At 69.2% G+C, this 17,030-nt stretch carries 16 protein-coding genes; 6 read left to right on the top strand and 10 right to left on the bottom strand.

The features are described 5' to 3' along the window. Positions 1–222 precede the first annotated feature (222 nt). From BAW75_RS29285 to BAW75_RS29265, 5 genes are read right to left on the bottom strand one after another with little or no spacing between them, the layout of a single operon-like run. A complete protein-coding gene (locus BAW75_RS29285; protein ID WP_146074917.1) occupies positions 223–981 on the bottom strand; it encodes a DUF6339 family protein in 759 nt (252 codons plus the stop codon). Beyond that, on the bottom strand, positions 978–1,865 hold the full coding sequence (locus tag BAW75_RS29280; RefSeq protein WP_146074916.1) for a hypothetical protein: 888 nt from the start codon (positions 1,863–1,865) through the stop codon (positions 978–980). The genes BAW75_RS29285 and BAW75_RS29280 overlap by 4 nt, the downstream gene beginning before the upstream one ends. Continuing rightward, entirely contained in the window at positions 1,855–3,723 is a 1,869-nt protein-coding gene (locus tag BAW75_RS29275; protein WP_146074915.1) for a hypothetical protein, read from the bottom strand. Before BAW75_RS29275 ends, BAW75_RS29280 begins: the two co-directional genes overlap by 11 nt. Then, on the bottom strand, positions 3,720–4,706 hold the full coding sequence (locus BAW75_RS29270; protein ID WP_104115671.1) for a PD-(D/E)XK motif protein: 987 nt from the start codon (positions 4,704–4,706) through the stop codon (positions 3,720–3,722). The genes BAW75_RS29275 and BAW75_RS29270 overlap by 4 nt, the downstream gene beginning before the upstream one ends. After that, complete coding sequence (locus BAW75_RS29265) at positions 4,703–7,264, bottom strand: Z1 domain-containing protein (RefSeq protein ID WP_104115670.1); 2,562 nt, start codon at positions 7,262–7,264, stop codon at positions 4,703–4,705. Before BAW75_RS29265 ends, BAW75_RS29270 begins: the two co-directional genes overlap by 4 nt. Before the next feature lie 100 nt (positions 7,265–7,364). Here BAW75_RS29265 and BAW75_RS29260 point away from each other — a divergent pair, with 100 nt between their 5' ends. Then, positions 7,365–7,841, top strand: coding sequence for a very short patch repair endonuclease (locus BAW75_RS29260; protein ID WP_244206309.1), 477 nt, complete (start codon positions 7,365–7,367; stop codon positions 7,839–7,841). A 233-nt stretch (positions 7,842–8,074) separates the two neighbouring features. Here the strand turns inward: BAW75_RS29260 and BAW75_RS29255 are convergent, their stop codons facing one another. Both BAW75_RS29255 and BAW75_RS29250 read right to left on the bottom strand, forming a co-directional pair. After that, positions 8,075–8,512 carry a hypothetical protein gene (locus BAW75_RS29255; RefSeq protein WP_104115668.1) on the bottom strand — a complete coding sequence of 146 codons (438 nt, stop codon included), beginning with the start codon at positions 8,510–8,512 and terminating at the stop codon, positions 8,075–8,077. Then, the gene (locus BAW75_RS29250; RefSeq protein ID WP_167435633.1) at positions 8,509–9,015 is read right to left on the bottom strand and encodes a DUF1772 domain-containing protein; all 507 of its coding nucleotides are present in this window, start codon (positions 9,013–9,015) and stop codon (positions 8,509–8,511) included. The genes BAW75_RS29255 and BAW75_RS29250 overlap by 4 nt, the downstream gene beginning before the upstream one ends. Positions 9,016–9,238: 223 nt before the next feature. Here BAW75_RS29250 and BAW75_RS29245 point away from each other — a divergent pair, with 223 nt between their 5' ends. Further along, entirely contained in the window at positions 9,239–10,411 is a 1,173-nt protein-coding gene (locus BAW75_RS29245) for a sensor histidine kinase (RefSeq protein ID WP_104115666.1), read from the top strand. Beyond that, positions 10,408–11,070 (top strand): response regulator, encoded by a 663-nt coding sequence (locus BAW75_RS29240; RefSeq protein ID WP_104115665.1) that lies wholly within the window; start codon positions 10,408–10,410, stop codon positions 11,068–11,070. The genes BAW75_RS29245 and BAW75_RS29240 overlap by 4 nt, the downstream gene beginning before the upstream one ends. A gap of 22 nt (positions 11,071–11,092) precedes the next feature. Here BAW75_RS29240 and BAW75_RS29235 read toward each other — a convergent pair whose 3' ends face one another. After that, positions 11,093–13,258, bottom strand: a complete 2,166-nt coding sequence (locus BAW75_RS29235) for an MMPL family transporter (RefSeq protein ID WP_104115664.1) — start codon at positions 13,256–13,258, stop codon at positions 11,093–11,095. A gap of 591 nt (positions 13,259–13,849) precedes the next feature. Here BAW75_RS29235 and BAW75_RS29225 point away from each other — a divergent pair. Continuing rightward, positions 13,850–14,215 carry a VOC family protein gene (locus tag BAW75_RS29225; RefSeq protein ID WP_104115662.1) on the top strand — a complete coding sequence of 122 codons (366 nt, stop codon included), beginning with the start codon at positions 13,850–13,852 and terminating at the stop codon, positions 14,213–14,215. Positions 14,216–14,247: 32 nt separating this feature from the next. Beyond that, a complete protein-coding gene (locus tag BAW75_RS29220; protein ID WP_104115661.1) occupies positions 14,248–14,982 on the top strand; it encodes a YqjF family protein in 735 nt (244 codons plus the stop codon). 89 nt (positions 14,983–15,071) lie between these two features. Here BAW75_RS29220 and yidD read toward each other — a convergent pair whose 3' ends face one another. Beyond that, entirely contained in the window at positions 15,072–15,461 is a 390-nt protein-coding gene (gene yidD, locus BAW75_RS29215; RefSeq protein WP_233514578.1) for a membrane protein insertion efficiency factor YidD, read from the bottom strand. Positions 15,462–15,564: 103 nt separating this feature from the next. Between yidD and BAW75_RS29210 the strand changes: the two genes are divergently transcribed. Then, positions 15,565–16,425 (top strand): AraC family transcriptional regulator, encoded by an 861-nt coding sequence (locus tag BAW75_RS29210; protein ID WP_104115660.1) that lies wholly within the window; start codon positions 15,565–15,567, stop codon positions 16,423–16,425. Here the strand turns inward: BAW75_RS29210 and BAW75_RS29205 are convergent. Next, positions 16,422–16,850: a phosphotransferase family protein gene (locus BAW75_RS29205; RefSeq protein ID WP_244206308.1), complete on the bottom strand. Its 429-nt coding sequence runs from the start codon at positions 16,848–16,850 to the stop codon at positions 16,422–16,424. The genes BAW75_RS29210 and BAW75_RS29205 overlap by 4 nt on opposite strands. Positions 16,851–17,030: the final 180 nt, after the last annotated feature.

The following is a 17,030-nucleotide window of genomic DNA, read 5'->3' as shown; positions in this document are numbered from 1 at the left end:
GACGTTCGGCACGCTGATGCTGCGCCGGCGTCTGGTCCGCGAGTACGAGATCCGGCCAGAGTCATCGCTCTCACGAACGTTGTGGTCGCGATAGCAACCATGGTTCGCCCGTTGACCGACACCAAGGCTTCAAGGACGACTTCAAGTGGTGTCGATCCAAGGTCAGAACGCCCGGCAGATCGGCAACGCCGCGCCCGTCGAACTGGCAATGGCAGTGGCCGATCACATTGCCGACACGTTGTCCCGTCGCTGGTGAGGAAGCCCGTCATGCGGTAGCCGCCTCAGGGTTTCGGCCATCAACCCGGAGCACAGGTTTCGAATCTGCTGGTCGGTCAATGCCCGAACATCGACAAATGCCAGATATCGCATCAGCCTGAGCGTGACATCCCGAATGACTGCCCGGCGAGGGGCATTTCCGGAGAGCCCGGTCACGGCACGAGCGATCTCGAGCACAAGACGGGGATCGCCACCGATGCTGCGACGCTCGAGCAGCTGATTGAGATCGCTCTCGGTGAGGGCGGCAAGAACTTCCTCGTGTCCAGCGAAGACGACGGCCTGCCACCACAGCCTCGCCCAGGTGTGCCTGGTCAGGTCCGTGGCAACCCACCGTTCTCGGTTCTCCGTGCCGAACCGCCATCTGGTCAGGTGCGGCAGAACGACCAGCGAGGTGAACGACCAGAGATCCCGGTTGCCGGCTTCGGCCCATGACAAGTCCATGTGATCGCGCACGATCGCGGCCGCATCTCGATCGAAGGCGATTCGCGCCTCAGGTGCCGCCGACCCGGGGAAGCCGTACCTCGCCCCGAGGGAAGAGAGCACGTCGGCGAGCTCGCGAATGCGGCGGGGGGATACACGACCGCCCACCGGAGCCCAGATCTGATCCGGATGGCTTGACTGAGGGGCAAGATCGATTCCTGCTTTCACCTGAGCGTACATCGCCCCGCCGACGACCGCCGGCAAGTGTGGCCAGAGTTCGCTCACCGAAACACGCGCCCCTTCCCTATGCGCCTGACCGCCCCCGATATCTGCGTCCTGAATTCCGCCAGATCCACCGGCGAAGGTGGGGCCATAATCGACAGCGGCGCGTCTGCAAGGATTCTGGAAAGGACATCTCCAACGCTGTCCGGCAGCCATTCGTCGCGATCGGCGAGGTCGTCGCGCAAATGTAATGCGAGTTCGACCAGCAAACCGGCTACTCCCGCCTGAAGTTCATCGAGCAACGCCTGTTGCCGCTTGTCTCTGGCACCGCGGGCGACAGCGGCGCTCAGCTCCCCGTCGCGCCTGTTGATGAGCACTCGGAAGGTTCCGTAGAACGAGGCGGTCAGATCGGTACTGGTCTCGAGATGCCAGCTCGCGGTCGGCGAGAGGCGAGTCTGCGAGAAGTCGATCTCGCTGACCGGGAACATGGAGGAAACGTTCTCCAGGAGTACCCGTTGGACCTGTTCGGCCAATACGGATCCCGGGACGACAGCAACTCCTACCGCTCGACCGGCCGGTGGATGGACAACGCTGACTGTGGTCCGCAGTGTCAGCACTCCCGACACGCGCTCCCCGACGAGGATCGTGTCCACCACCGCACCGCCTGCCGCGTCGAATTGTGCCGGAGGAGCGGCCTCCGTCATGTTCGTCGTCGAACTGGTCCAGGAAACAGTCAAGGCGACGTTCCGGAGCTCGACCCCGGTCTCCTGGACGAACCTCGCGGCATCGACCTGGACACGCCGCGCTACCCGAAGGTCCGTGCCTGGGTCCCAACCCGCCAACTCGTCCGGCAGTGGTTCCCACTCATGACCGTCAAGCAACATCCATGGTTGCCAAACCACAGTGCCGGCATCAGGAACGAGATAAGGGCGGACTTCAGCCGGCACTGGCGGCCACCTGATTCACGCGGAAGCGTACGACGGCGTCGGGTAGGTAGGTGGAGTACACGTACCAGTCCGACTCCTCATCAGGTGGCACTTGAATACTCCCTCCCTGGATGACGTCCCCGTTGGCGGACTGCCATTGCATGATCTGCGGGAGGGCGGCACCCAATGGCGGTTCGCTCTCCCGACCTCCTCCCTCGACGACCACCTCGACGTCCGCGGTCACGATCCGTGTCTGCGAGTCCGCGGGAATTTTCACCTGTGCCACGAGATACGGGTACCCCTGATGAATCCGCAGGGACGGCGTACCTGTCAAGCGCGCCTTCCCACCTCGTTGCGGCCGGGTGGCTCCGGAAAATTCACCGCCCGACGACGAACCCCGTCCCCCGTCCGGGCGAGAGCGGCCGCCGCTCGCATGCCCTCCGGCGTCTTGAACGGTGTCGAAGCGGGCGGGCACGATGCCGGCGAGCATGGCCGAGAGTTCACCGAGACCTTGGCCGCCTGAGCCGCCAGCCTGTGGTCCGAGACCGAGTTTGTCGTCCAGTTGCTTGTTGACGAATGTGCGTGCCCCGACGACGACACCACGAGCCGAGCCACTAAGGCCTTTGGATATCCAGTCGTCGTGCGTGGGCGGTTCGGACTGCGCGAACAGCTCATCGGCGTCCTCGGATGCCTTGAACACCCCGCCGTACGAGAGGCGCGAGTCAGGGTGCGGCGGGCCTGGCATGTAGTCCACGACCAGTTCGGCGACCCGCATCCGGGCGACATGGTGGGACGGCCCGTCGAAGGGCCTCGCTGCTGTCACCGACAACCGGCGGCTTCCGTCGGCGGCCCCTAATGCCATCGCAAAGGAGCCTGCATGCTTCGGCGGAACGGTGCGCGAGTAGGCCGCTCCTCTTCCCGCCCGAACATCTCGCAGCGCCTCGACGAAGGGAACCAGGTCGTCGATGGTGTCCGGAGCCGGCACCGGGACTGATGAACCGTCGACACCCACGGCGAAGCGCATCCGGCTGCCGCGCTCATCCGGAACCATCTTCGGCCACAAGTTCCACAAGATCGAAGAGGTGATGAAGGTCGCGGCTTCGGCCGGTGTCCTCTCACGGGCGTCCGGCTCCGGCCCGGCGAGACCCAGGTTGGCGACGAGGATCACGATGTCGGTCCCGGTGCGGCCGTCGGCGAAGCCCGGTAGTCCAAGAGCCTCCGCCGCTGCATCGGCATCCCGGTTCAACAGGGGGTCTGGCACGTCGTCGGTCGCCACCTGCCCCCACCAGTGACGGCCCGTGAAACGTCGGTCCTTCTGATACCAGCTGTGGCCGAGGGCAGCGCCCATCAACCGGCGTCCGGTAGGGCCGCCTTCTGCCGTACTGGTGTCCACAAGAATGGCTCCGACTCCACTGAGTCGATAGAAGATGCCCTTGCCGAAACCGTATGTGCCACCGCCGAACTGATGGTCGCTCGGCTCCCCGACATTACGAATGAACTGCACGAAGTCCGGTGTCGTGCCGTCGCACGCTCGTTTCCCGGCGCGAAGAGGACCGCCGAGACCTCGCGTGTTTCGGTCTGAGACGACCAGCACCGCAGCGTCGGCCCTCAGAGCGGAGTCGAGATCCAGCGCCGACTCCGCGTCCGGTCCCGGCAGCAGCAGTTGTCGCCATGCTTCTACGTTGTCACCCAGCATGCGGACGTCGATCCCGAATTCCACCGCGGCGTCCGGGAGGCGTGCGTCCCAGCTGTTCTGCGCTGCTTCTCTCACCAGCACGGTGAGCGGATCCAGTGCCGGCCTCCCCAGCTGCTTGACGATCCCCTCCGCGGCCGCCGAGCCTTCCGGTGCAAATGGCTGTGACCACCAACGGCCGCTCAACGAACCGCCTCCTCAGCGATCTCTGCCAGGGACGCCCCCGCGCTGAGTGGAAGCAGAGCGGCGAGGTCGACCTGATAACTCAGTTCTCCGACGCCGTATGGAATAGCGCCACCGACGAGCGACGACGGGACGATTCGGGGTGTGCCGGCGCCCACCACGACCCTGAGCACCTCCTCGACCGCGAACGTGTCGAGGTCGGGCCTGTCGGGCTGCTCGGACCAGCCTGCCGCCGACAGGCGCACGCCGAGGTCAGTCCGAGACGCCACGGCGCCGCGGAGCTGCTCGACGAGATCGCTCACACTTCGACCGTCCAGGTCTTCCACCACTCGGAGCAGGACAAGGTCCAGCGGCCGGTCGTCGTGGATGTTCAGCTGCTCCAGCCCGTGCACGACAATGCCGTCGCTCGTGCTGCTAAGACCCTTCACCTCGATGCATCGGGCTGCCGCCTCGAAGTCGTGCGGCTCGTGGAGTGGTCCTCGCCAGGCCTCGACAGGAAAGCCGGGATTCGCCTGGACGAGGGAGGAGAGCATGCTCAGCTCCGCGAACAGCCCCAGTTTGGCCTGGCGGGGCAGACCACGGAGGAGACGGCTCCGGAAAAGCCGTCGCCACCGCGTCACGGTCCTCATCGCCGCCGATGCGGGCCGCCGGGCTCCGGACACGGCTTCCAGAACATCCGTGACGACCTCGTCGAACTCCGAGAAGAGGTCTGGCTCCGCGCACGAGATGTCCAAGTACGTCACCGCCGGCCCTTCGAAGGCAAGCTTGCGGATCGCAGTCCCCAGGACGGCCGGCCGAGGATCAGCTGCGACGGCTTCGTCATCGGCCGGAACGAGAAGATGACGGGTACCCGCGGCATCCGTCGCGACTCGGCACGGCTGCGCGCCTGCCAGGACATCGAGTGGAAAGGATGCAAGTTCCTTCACACGCGGCGGCACCAATACCGCCCACGCTCTTTCGAGCATGGTCGGTTCGATCTTCGTCATGCCATCTCCTCGGTGTCGACGTCGAGCGCCTCATCGACGTTCTCGCTCTCGACATCGGTGAGATCCACGGCTACATGGCTGGCCTGGATGCTCTTCGTCCGGACGTCTCCCGGAAAGGTGATGCCCAGACCGACCACTGGCCCCACCGCGCCGAGCGCGGTGCGTAGCGGCAAAGCTTCCTGGGTGCCCTGGTGTGGGTTCACGGGCTCGCTGCGCGGATCGATCAGATAGAGAACGATCAGCCCTCGGTCGCGACAGACCGGATCATTGTTGCGCAGCTTGACCAGGTCGCTCTCGCTCTTTGCTCGCGCCTGGGCGAGCGTCAGGCCCAGGTCGAGCGCTCGGTCCTGTTTGCTCATCAGCGTCTTGATGTCAGCTCGTTCGCTCTGGCCGTCGTTCAGTCGAGACCGTACCGAGTACCTGGCGTTCAGGCCCCCAAGCTTCGCTGCCAGCCCTTCACCTATGACCACAGCGACCGACCAGGCGGCCAGACTCGGCCGGTCGCTGGTTAACTGTTGGTCGATGTACTTCACCATGAGAACGGGATCCAGGTCCGGCGAGTCCTCGTGCACCTGATAGCGCGACAGGAACGTTTTCACGATCGACACGGGCACGTCTCGGATCAGCCGAGCTCCACGCACGTCCTCGTCGAGCCGACCGTGCAGGGCGGCCTCCTGCACGAAGCTCTCAGCCGCCTGGAGATTGCCGTCCAACCAGTCGGCATCCCGGTGCCGGAAGTACCGCGTCTGCAGACGACGGCCTGCATACGAGATGAATGCCGGCTGGGCGGCGCCCATCTTGGCCGTTATCCGAAGGGCCGGGTGCGTGCGAATCCTGACGGCCACCTGGGTCGGCGTCAGATTTTCTCTCTGATAACGGTCGATGTCGTCACGCATTTCGTGCTCGACGGTTGCAAGGTGTCGGAACGCGGCTGCCAGGCTCGGCGTCATCCAGATGCGCGGCAGATCCTCGAAACCCGTGCGGTACCCGAACCAGCGCCCCATCTGAAGCAGGGTGTCGTACGCCGTCGCCCCGCGCACGAAGAAGCTGACGACGAGCCCCTCCAGAGTCAGTCCCCGGGAGAGAGTGTTCCCTCCGACCGCGATTGCCACCACCGACGGCTCGGAGTAGTCGAGCCGATCCTGGCTCCGGTAGTTGTCCAGGACGACTCGGGTCGAGGCGACGACGTCGGCCAGGTGCGGCAGAACCTCATCGAACGAGTTCTGCTTGCGGCCGAAGTCCTCTGCGGGCACGCGCTGCGACTCCTCGTCCCACAAGTTACGCCAATGGTCGAGCACCTCTGGCCGGCCGGAGAGCAATCCCGCCCTGGCTCTTCTTCGAATCGCTTCGAGGGGTGCTTGATAACTCTCGTGAACGGCAATCTTGACGGACGTGTGGATGAGCATCGTACTGTGGCCGTCGTCCCCCCGAGCGCGACGCGCGGCCGTACTCAACCAGAACCAGTGAACGGCCTTCACCAGCTCGTCGATCATGGTCGGGACAAATCCGTCCGCAGACTCCCTGCTGCCCGGCCGCAACAGGGGCACGTCCTCCTCGTCGACGAGACGCACCATGTCGTAGCCGTCAGGCGGTCCCTGCTCGTCGCCCGCCTCCCATTCGACCGCATCCCGACCGAAGATCTTCTCCGGCCCGAAGTAGCCGTCCGGACGCGGCAGATTCAGGATGAACGACTTCGGATACAGGTCGTCCTGAGCGGGATCGACGAAGACGTTGGCGAAGGGCGTCGCCGTGTACCCGACGTAGGTGCACTTCGGCATGAGGCTGAGCAGTCGCCGAATGAGCGGGTTGATGCGGCCGGTGGCCACCGACGCCTGGTCGGCCTCGTCATCGATGATCAATACCGGCGCGGACTCGAGTGCCTTCCGTCCGTTGGGCGTGTCGAACCACCTGATGAGCTTGGTCAGGACAGCGGCGTTCTTCTTGACGACAGCTAGAACGGTCTTCTCCGGGCTGAGAGCCGCCGACGCGTCGTGCGAGGGCTTCACGAAGTCTCGCGACTCCTCCGTCAGGGTCACCCAACGGTCGGGGTTGAGGTCCTTCAGATACTGGTCCAGGCGCACCTGAGTCTGTCGACGAAGCCCGTTGTGAATACCGGAGAGAACGATGACCAGGCGGTACTGAACGTCAGCCAACTTTGCGACGACGGCCGTGAAGTTCGTCGTCTTCCCGCTCTGCACGTAGCCGACGACGAGTCCCTTCGCGTCCCACTTGGTCCGGTCCGGGCGCGGGGTGTGGGCCACTACGGTGCTGGACGAATGATCCACGGAGGAAGTGCGTTCGGCCGGCCATCCCTCGGCCTCGAAGCGTTCCCTCAACGCGAGCCAGTAGCGGTCCGACTCTCCTGGCCCGCTGTACCAGTCGTCCGACCCTGCCGTAATGATCGGTGGCCCTCCGGCCTGCACCTTCGCCTTGTCAGCCTCGAACTGGCCTCGAAACTTCTCGACAAGATCTTCCGGTAGCGATTCCGAGAAGCTGAGCACGGCTGCCTCGACGCCGTTTCGCCTGGCCCAGTCCGCGAAGACCGTGTACAGGCCCAAGATGCACCACCCTTTTCAGAGATCTGAGCAGGACTAGCAGAGGTAAAGCTCATGAGAACCCTTGGGACGACAGGGCCGGTCCCACGTCTAGGGTGGGGCTGTGCCCCAACGACCCGTGCCCAGCTCAGCCGGCGTCAGCGGTCGTATGCAACGCCAGCGCCGGAAGGACACCGAGCCCGAGTTGGCGCTTCGGCGCGCCCTGCATCGGGAAGGGCTGCGGTACCGGGTCGGTCTCCCCGTCACCGGCTTACCTCGGCGGACGATCGACATCGCCTTCACCCGTGTCAAGCTGGCCGTGTTCGTCGACGGCTGCTTCTGGCACGGCTGTCCCCAGCACGCGACATGGCCCAAGGCAAATGCGGCGTGGTGGGAGGCGAAGATCCTGAAGAACCGTGAGCGGGACCGTGAGACGACCCGCCAACTCGAAGGCGCGGGCTGGACCGTCATACGAATCTGGGAGCACGAGTCGGCGGAAAGCGCCGCCCGCCGTCTCGTCGATGCGGTCAGGGACATGCGGGCCCGTACCGCTCCAACGCCCTCCGGTGCGGCCGGCCACACATCAGATTTGGTCGTATAGGAGCGAGCACGGGTTTGCGGTCGAGAATTGACCATGAGGTTCCGCACCGCCTCGAAGGCATGCGGCACTTCGCGCTCAGCAAGCATCGACCTCACCTCCCCACAAGGCGTTCCTGGACCCTACCGGCACGAGTCCTCCCGGCGGGACCCCTCGCACTCAGCTAATCGGCCTGCCTAAATGGGCCTTCTTGCGCTGGAAACAACCTCCCTAGATACTGTCGACGACGGGATGCATCAGCGTGGGGCCGCCGGAACCCGCCGACTCAGCAGCACCGCTACCCCACCCGCGACCACCCCCACCATCGTCCCGGTGACCAGGCTCGACATCGCCGCAGCACCCCGCAACAACGCCTCCCGCGCCTTCGGCGCCAGCCCGGCCATCCCCGGCGCGTCCATCCCCAGCGACGAGTCCCAGAACACCTGGTGACCGACCGCGAGGAACACCCCGTACAGCGCCACGACCACGACGAGCGTCAGGAACGGGCGCGGCGGCCGCCGCCACAGCACGGCGGCCACCCAGCACAGCAGCGGCCCGACCGCCAGCAGCGCGGCCACGATCGTGCCCTCCGGCACCACGCCCAGGTCGTGCAGAGCCACGCGCGGGGCGGCCAGCGCGGCGAGCGCGACCAGCGCCGGCCAGGAGAACCCGAGGGCACGGCGGGCCCCGCTCATCGCGTCGCCTCGGAAGATTCCGCAACCGAAACAGAAGCAGTCGCGGGAGCCGAAACCGGGGCCGGCGCGGTCGAGCGCACGAACTTCAACAGCGCGACGAACGCCAGGACGGCGGTGACCGCCCCTCCGGCGACGCGCACCCAGTGCCCGGCGACGAACTCCGCAGCGACCTGCCGCAGGTACTCCGGCGAGTGCGTCCCCACCGGGTCCACGAACATGATCTCGTTGCGTGGCCAGAAGAAGACCGCCGAGAACAGGAACTCGCAGACGACGAAGACGGCTGTGGCGCCGGCGATCCACCAGCGCAGCCGGCGGTCGCGCCAGATGAGCAGTGTCGCGGCGACGCTGCTCAGGATCACCGACGCGCCGAGCGGCGGGAAGTAGTCGTGCGGTCCGCCGTGGACGAGGAACTCGCGGGCCCGGTCGAGGGAGGCGGGCGCGTCGTTGAAGATGTTCGGATAGAGCATCACTGTCTCGGCGGCCACCCCGCCGAACGACATCATCGAAGCCCAAACCATTGCAATTAGGGCTATCCAGGTCAGTCGTGTGCGTACCACGAGGGTTCTCCTCACGTCTCGGGGACGCCATCGACGCTAGGTCGGCGGCCGGGCACCGTCGTCCGCGTGGCCGCGCGACCGGTTGTCGCTTCTCGGCGTACGCCTCGGGGTTGTCCCTGACGCCTGCGGACGACAGCGGCGAAGGGCCGCGCGGACCTAGGCTCGAGGCGTGCCCGACGCCCTGCCCACACGTGCCGACGCGCTGCTCGCCGCGGCCACGCTCGGCCTGGTCGCGGTGGCCGTGGCGGCCGAGCGGCCCGCTGCCGGCGGCGCGGCGCTCGCCGTGGTGGTCGGCGCGGTGCTCGGTGGGCTGGTGCTGTGCGCCAGGCGGTGGCCGGTGCCGGCGCTGCTGGCCACGGCGGTCGCCATCCTCCTGTACTACGCGCTGGACCTGCCGCCGGTCGGGGTGGCCGCCCCGGCCGCGGCAGTGCTCTACCGGGCGTCGGAACGCGGGCGGGTGGTCCCTGCTGCTGTGGTCGCCGGGAGCCTGCTGGCCGTGTCGGTGGTCGCGCGGCTGGCCGAGGGCGACGACGTCGGCGTCGTCGTCGGTACGCAACTGGGCTCGGAGGCGGCGTTGCTGCTCGCCGTCATCGCCCTCGGTGATGCGGTACGCAACCGCAGGTCGCTGCGGGCGGCGCTGATCCGCCAGGCGGTCGCCGCCGACGAGGAGCGCCACCGGGAGGCGGCCCGCCAGGTCGAGGCGGAACGGCTGCGCATCGCCCGGGAGGTGCACGACACGCTCGGGCACACGATGTCGGTGATCACGTTGCAGTCGGCAGTGGCCCGGGAGGCGCTCGCCGACAGCGACCCGGCGCAGGCGGAGAGCGCGCTCGCAGCGATCCGGTCGGTGAGCGGCAGCGCGATGGCGGAGTTGCGGGCCACGCTCGGCACGCTGCGCCGCGAGCCCGGGCCACGGGAGCCGGCCCCCGGCTTCGACCGGCTCCCGGCGCTCGTGGAGGGCGTACGCCAGGGCGGGCTGGCAGTCGACCTGCGCGTCGAGGGGCCGGTGGACAGACTGCCGGCGGTGGTGGGCAGCACCGTCTACCGGGTCGTGCAGGAGGCGTTGACGAACGTGCTGCGCCATGCCGGGGCCACCCGGGTCACCGTCACGGTGCGCGCCACGGCCGCTCGGCTCGCGCTTGAAGTGGTGGACGACGGTCGCGGCGGCCCACCCGCCGGTCGGGCGGACGGGAGGGGTCAGGGCCTTCGCGGCATGGCCGAGCGCGTCGCCCTGCTGGGCGGCACCGTCGAAACCGGCACGGTCCAGAACGGCACCGCCGCATCCGGCGGCACCGGTTTCCGGGTGGCGGTCAGCCTGCCGCTGGCGGGAGTCGCCGCGTGAGCCCGGTCCGCGTCGTCCTCGTCGACGACCAGCACCTGGTCCGTACCGGCCTGCGGGCGCTGCTCGACCGGGCGCCGGACATCGAGGTGGTGGGCGAGGCGGGCGACGGCCGCAGCGGCCTCGCCGTGGTACGCGAGCAGCGACCCGACATCGTGCTGATGGACGTCCGCATGCCGGGCGGGGACGGGCTGGAGGCGACCCGGCGGATCCTGACCGACCCGACGCTGGACGGCGTGCAGGTGGTGATGCTGACGACGTTCGACGACGACGAGTACCTGTTCGAGGCGATCCGCGCCGGGGCGGCCGGTTTCCTGCTGAAGGACACCGCACCGGACGCCCTGCGGGACGCGGTCCGGACGGTGGCCGGTGGCGACGCGCTGCTGTCTCCCGCCGTGACCCGGCGGGTGCTCGCGGCGGCGGCCCGTTCGCCGGTGGCCGACCCGGCGCGGCTGGCCGGACTGACCGCCCGGGAGCGGGACGTGCTCGCGCAGGTGGGCGCCGGACGGTCGAACACGGAGATCGGGCAGGCGCTGTTCCTGAGCCCTGATACCGCCCGCACCTACGTGAGCCGGCTACTGCAGAAGTTGAACGCCCGGGATCGGGCGCAGCTCGTCGTGATCGCGTACGAGAGCGGGCTGGTCCGCCCCGGCGAGGGCTGAGCCGCGCCGGGGCGGGTCACAGTCAGACCGGCGCCGCGTCCGCCGGCTCGGGCGCCGCGTGCCGGCCGCCGCCACCGCCGTTGCGCCGTTCGTCGCCGTGCCCCGGCCACCATGCCGTGTGGCCGATCAGCCCGGTCAGCGCCGGTACGAAGAACATCGACATGACGAACGCGGACAGCACGATCCCGATCGCCACCGCGAAACCCATCTGCTGCAGGAACGAGATCGGCGCGAGCATCAGCACCCCGAACGTGCCGGCCAGGATCAGCCCGGCCGCGGCGACTGTCGGGCCGGCGTGTTCCACCCCGATCGCGGCGGCCTCGTGCGGTTCGTGGCCTTCGCGCGCCTCCTCGCGAAGCCGGGCGATCATCAGGATGTTGTAGTCGGTGCCGATCGCCACCACGAACAGGTAGAGGATGATCGGCAGCTGGAACGTGACGCCAGGGTTGCCCTGGAGTCCCTGGAACACGTACACGGTCGCGCCGAGCGTGGCGGCGAAGTTGAGCAGTACCGCGATCACCAGGTAGACCGGCGCGACGAGGCTGCGCAGCAGCAACCCGAGGATGAGCGCGATCAGGCCGGCGGCGACCGGAAGGATGACCGAGAGGTCCCTGTTGTTCGCCGAGTTGATGTCCGCGAAGATCGCGGTGGCGCCGCCGACGAGGGCCTTGGTGCCCGGCGGCGCGGCCGCGTGCAGCGCGTCCCGCAGGTCGTCGCGGACCAGCGTGATCGCCTCGTTGGACATCGGGTTCTCGTTGAGCAGCAGGCTGATCCGGGCGACGCTGGGGTCGGTGGCGCTGCGCTCCGGCGGCTGCGCCCGCCCGACGCCCGGCGCCTTGGCCGACGCGGCGGCGAAGTCGTTCACCTGCTGGTCGGTGAGCGGGGTGCCGTTGCCGGTGGTCAGGTAGACCTCGGTGGGCGCGAGCGCACCGGCGGCGAATCCGCGCTGGAGGTCCTGGGCGGCCCGCGCCGACTCGGTGTCCTGCGGGAAGCCGGCGCTGAAGTCGTAGTCGGCCTTGTAGCCGAGCACCCCGGCGGCGAGCGCGACGAGCAGCACGCCGGAGGCGGCGGCGACGACGGCCGGGCGGCGGCCGACGGCGGCGCCGAGCCGCCGGGACAGGGTCGCCTTCGGTGGGCGCTGCCACGCCTTCGACGGCCAGAACACCCACCGGCCGAGCAGCGACACCAGTGCCGGGATCAGGGTCAGCGAGGTGACGAGCATGACGCCGACGGCGATGGCGAGCGCCGGGCCGAGCGAGCCGAAGAAGCCGAGCGAGGCGAGCAGCAGCACCAGGAACGCCACGATGACGGCACCGGCGGCGGAGGTGATGACCTCGCCGACCCGCTGCACCGAGACGACCATCGCGGTGCGCTTGTCGTCACCGGCGCGCAGCCGTTCCCGGTAGCGGAACAGCAGGAACAGGATGTAGTCGGTGCCGATGCCGAACAGCACGATCAGCAGGATGGTCTGCAGGTCCTGGCTGACGTTGAGGTCGAACGCCTTGCCGGCGGCGGCGACCAGGCCGGTGGTGACGGACATGACCACGCTGATGACCACCACCGGCAGCAGCGCGGCGATCGGGCTGCGGAAGATGATCAGGATCAGCCCGATGATGAGGATGATGGTGGCGACGCCGACCACCGCGAACGCGTCGTTGAACGTGTCCTCGTTGTCGACGAAGCTGGCCACGTCGCCGGCCACCCCGGCGGTCAGGCCGCTGCCGGCCAGGTCCGGCCCGAGGGCGGCACGCAGATCGCGTACGGCGTCGAGCAGGCCCGGGTCGTCGGGGCTGTCGGCGTCGAGACCGACGGTGACCACCTGCACCGACTTGTCCGGCGCGACGGCCTGCGGCCCGGTCAGGTAGCCGGAGGTCTGCGGGATGTTCCGCGCCTTGAGCGCGGCGGCGAGCTGCCCCACGCGCGCCTCGTCGGCCGCGGTGAGCGGCTTGCCGTCGCCGCGTTTGACCACGACGGTGGCGGTGGCGGTGGCCGCCTGTGGGAACGACTTCCCGGCCAGCTCGGTGGCCTGCACCGACTCGTAGGAGCTCGGCAGGAAGCTCTCCTGGTCGGCTGAGGTGATGTCGCTCAGTGACGGGCTGGCGGCGATGATCGCTATCGCGGCGACGACCCAGCCGCCGATCACCCACCACGCCTTGCCCACGACGAATCTGCCCAGGCGCTCGAACATCGTTTCCCCCGTGTGTTCGGCTGTGTCGCACGCGATCCTACGCTGCGTGAGCAATCCCTTTCGGACGGCTCGCGGACTTCGTCGACGATCCGGTCTCCACCGCGCTGTGGTGGCCCGTGCTCGCGGCGCCGGTGCTCGCCCCCGTGCTGGCGGTCCACCAACCCCGACGCCCCGCCGCTGATCGGGTACGCCGTCGTGTTCGGCGCGCTGCTGGCGCAGAGCACGGTACGGCTCGGCGCCGAGGACAGAACCCACTACGTGGTGGGTGGCGTGCGGAAATCCGGGGCGCGGTGGGCGAGTTCATTCACTGCCCGGCGGCGACAGCATCCCGCCCGACGGTCCTTACCGCCGCCGGAAATACATGGAGGCAAAAGCGATATACCTCAGAGTCATAATCATGACTCTGAGGTATATCGCTCTGGATGGCACACGTCTTCAACGAGGCTGGACCACCGAGCCCGGGCGCTCGACGACGGCTGGCGTCACCGCGACGGCTGCCCGGCAGCGGCGGGCGCGACGCAAACCGGGCGGCGGAAGTGTCGTAGAGGGCTCGTAGCCTGGCGCGGTCAACGACGATCGCAGGGAGGCGACGTGCTCGACCACTTCTCCGTAGCGGTACGCGACCTGGCGGCCAGTGGCGCCTTCTACGACACGGTGCTCGCCCCGCTGGGCGCGCGGCGGCTCATGGAGCCCGGCCCGATCGGCTACGGCGTCGACAAGCCCGACTTCTGGGTGGAGCCCGCGCCGTCCGACGCCACGCCGGTGCCGGTGCACATCGCGTTCACCGCCGGCGACCGTGCCACGGTGCGCGCGTTCCACGAGGCGGCTGTCGCGGCCGGGGCGGAGGTGCTGCACGCGCCGAAGGAGTGGCCGGAATACCACGCCACCTACTACGGCGCGTTCGTCCGCGACCCGGACGGCAACAACGTCGAGGCGGTCTGCCACCGGCCGGAGTGAGTCCGGTTGCGTCGGGGAGGCAGGATGGGCCGGTGGAGATCGAGCCGGTCGAGCACGCTCCGGTACGCGCCATCCGCCGGGTCTGGCTGGCACAGCGCTGGCACGACCTGGCGTTCCTGCACTGGGCGGTCCCGCCGGAGCGGGTGGCGCCACTGCTGCCCGCCGGCACCCGGCCGGACACGTTCGACGGGCTCACCTACGTCGGGCTGATCGGGTTCCGGATGGTCGGGCTGGGGCTCGGCCGTGGCCCGGGCGTGCCGTACTTCGGCACGTTCTGGGAGACGAACGTCCGCCTCTACTCCGTCGACGGCTCCGGGCGGCGCGCTGTCGTGTTCCGCTCGCTCGACGCGTCCCGGCTGGTGCCGGTGCTGGTGGCCCAGCTGAGCCTGCGGCTGCCGTACAAGTGGTCGGCGATGCGGCTGGACCGCTCCGGCGACACGCTCACCTACCGCTGCCGCCGCCGCTGGCCCGGTCCGTCCGGCGCGTCCAGCCGGATGACGGTGCGCGTCGGCGCGCCGATCGCCGAGCCGACGCCGCTCGAACACTTCCTCACCGCGCGCTGGGGCCTGCACACCCGCGCGTACGGCCGCACCCTGCACGTGCCGAACTGGCATCCACAGTGGCCGCTGCACCGCGCCGAGCTGCTGGACCTGGACGACGAGCTGGTCACCGCCGCCGGCCTGCCCGCGCCGGACGGCCCACCGGTGAGCGTGCTCTACTCCCCCGGCGTCCCCGTCGTCTTCGGCGGCCCCACGTCGGCCGGATGACCGCCACCGCCTTGATCGACACCAGGTCGCCGGAGTGGCGGCATCCGGCGCACCGGGACACCGCCACCTCCCCGACGTGGCGAGCGCGGTCAGCGCAACGGGTCGTGGGTGCCGTGCGGCACGTCGGGACGGCATCGGCGTACCCGGTCGGCGGCCATCCGACCGCCCACCGCCAGCCCGTACCGCTCGACCGCTGCGAGCCCGTACGCGCTGCACGTGGGCGTGTAGCGGCAGGTCGCCGGCCAGCGGTGCGACAGCCAGCGCCGGTAACCGAGGATGGCGGCCCGGCCGGCGCGGTCCACGGCGGGTCGGCGCACGACGCCGGCGGTCACCGAGCCGAGGGTGAGCAGCATCGAGAAGAGACCCAGGTCGCAGCAGCCCGGCCCGTCACAGGTGGGCACGTCGCAGTTGCACCAGTCCCGGCTCTTCTTCTTGTGGCGGTGCCGCTTCCGGAAGATCACCACGTCATGATGCGACACGCCCGCCAGTGTCGAATGAGGCGACCGGACCGGGTCCGGTGTGATCGGGTCTGTGGACGGCCGGGAACCTAGCGTCGAGGTCGTCACCAGGAAGGAACATCGGGTGCTGGATCGGCTCAACGCCGCGTTGGATTACCTCGAACAGCGGCTCGAGCAGCCGCTCGACGTGGCCGCGCTGGCCCGGATCGCGGGCGTCTCGGAGCATCACTTCGGCCGGCTGTTCTCGGCGTTGGCCGGGCTGCCGCTGTCGGAGTACGTCCGCCGTCGCCGGATGACGCTGGCCGGCGCGGACGTGCTCGCGGGGCGGGAGTCACTGCTCGACGTGGCGGTCCGCTGGGGTTACGGCTCGAACGAGGCGTTCGCCCGCGCGTTCCGGGCCGTGCACGGCGTCGGGCCGACGCAGGCCCGGCAGGCCGGGGCGGTGCTGCGGTCCCAGCCCCGGCTGTCCTTCCGGCTCGTCGTCGAAGGGAACACCAGCATGGACTACCGGATCGTGACCAAGGACGCCTTCCGGCTCGCCGGGCTGAAAGCGCGGGTGCCGCTCGTGCACGAGGGGATGAACCCGCACATCGTGGCGTTCGTCAGGGGCATCGACCCGGTCACCGTACGCCGCATCGAGGCGCTGTCCGACCAGGAGCCGCGCGGGATCGTCAACGTCAGCGCCGAGCTGGCCGGTTCCCGCGACGAGGGCGCCGAGCTGGACTACTGGTACGCGGCGGTGACCGGCGCGGAGGTGCCCGGCGATCTGGACAGCCTGCCGGTCGAGGCCGGTGACTGGGCGGTGTTCTCCAGTTCCGGGGCGTTCCCGGTGGCGGTGCAGCACCTGTGGCGGGCCGTGTTCACGTCCTGGTTCCCGTCCAACCCGTACGAGGCCCGCCCGGGGCCGGAGATCTCGCGGGTGCGGGTCGCCGAGGACGGCGGCACCGCCGACGCGGAGCTGTGGATCCCGGTCCGCCGGGTCTAGGGAGTAGCTGCCGCTCGCGCCAGCGCGGCCGGCACGTCGTGTACGTGGTACGGATGCTCGCCCGGCTCGATGGCGGCGAGGAACATCGCGTACACGGCGGCCAGCCGCAGCGGCGCGACCGGCTGGAGCAGGTCGACGGCCCGGTGCGGGTCGCTGCCCGGCACGTCGGTACGCCAGCGCCGCGCCCACGCGCCGGTCAGCCGGGCGGCGGCGTCCGCGTCGACGTCCTCGGTCAGGCGCAGGATGTCGAAGGCGGGGTGGCCGACGAACGAGTCCGCCCAGTCGATCACCACCCGCCGCCGGCCGTCGCCGCGCACGTTGCCGGGGTGCAGGTCGCCGTGCACGAGCGTGTCGGGCAGGCCGCAGTCCCGGACCTGCTGGAGCCGGTGGTCGAGCCCGTCGAGCAGGCCGGCGGCCGCCGACACGTCGTGCCCGGCGAGCCGCTCGCGGATCTAGTCCGCCAGCCCCGCTCCGCGCAGATCCGGCACCCCGGCGGCAACCAGCTCACCGACGACCCCACACGCCCGCAGTTGCACCGCGTGATGCCCGGCCGCGATCGCGGCCCGCTCCCCCTCCCCGGCCCCGTACCGGTCGTGCCCCGGCAC

The organism is Micromonospora chalcea (assembly GCF_002926165.1).
Classification (GTDB): domain Bacteria; phylum Actinomycetota; class Actinomycetes; order Mycobacteriales; family Micromonosporaceae; genus Micromonospora; species Micromonospora chalcea.
This window is presented reverse-complemented; position numbering and strand designations above follow the sequence as displayed.

What these genes read in the sequence shown, in the direction of transcription:
- BAW75_RS29255 (WP_104115668.1), bottom strand. Translation starts at nt 8,512, where the DNA reads ATGAGCGGGGCCCGCCGTGCCCTCGGGTTCTCCTGGCCGGCGCTGGTC.
- BAW75_RS29250 (WP_167435633.1), bottom strand. Translation starts at nt 9,015, where the DNA reads ATGATGTCGTTCGGCGGGGTGGCCGCCGAGACAGTGATGCTCTATCCG.
- BAW75_RS29270 (WP_104115671.1), bottom strand. Translation starts at nt 4,706, where the DNA reads ATGACGAAGATCGAACCGACCATGCTCGAAAGAGCGTGGGCGGTATTG.
- BAW75_RS29235 (WP_104115664.1), bottom strand. Translation starts at nt 13,258, where the DNA reads ATGTTCGAGCGCCTGGGCAGATTCGTCGTGGGCAAGGCGTGGTGGGTG.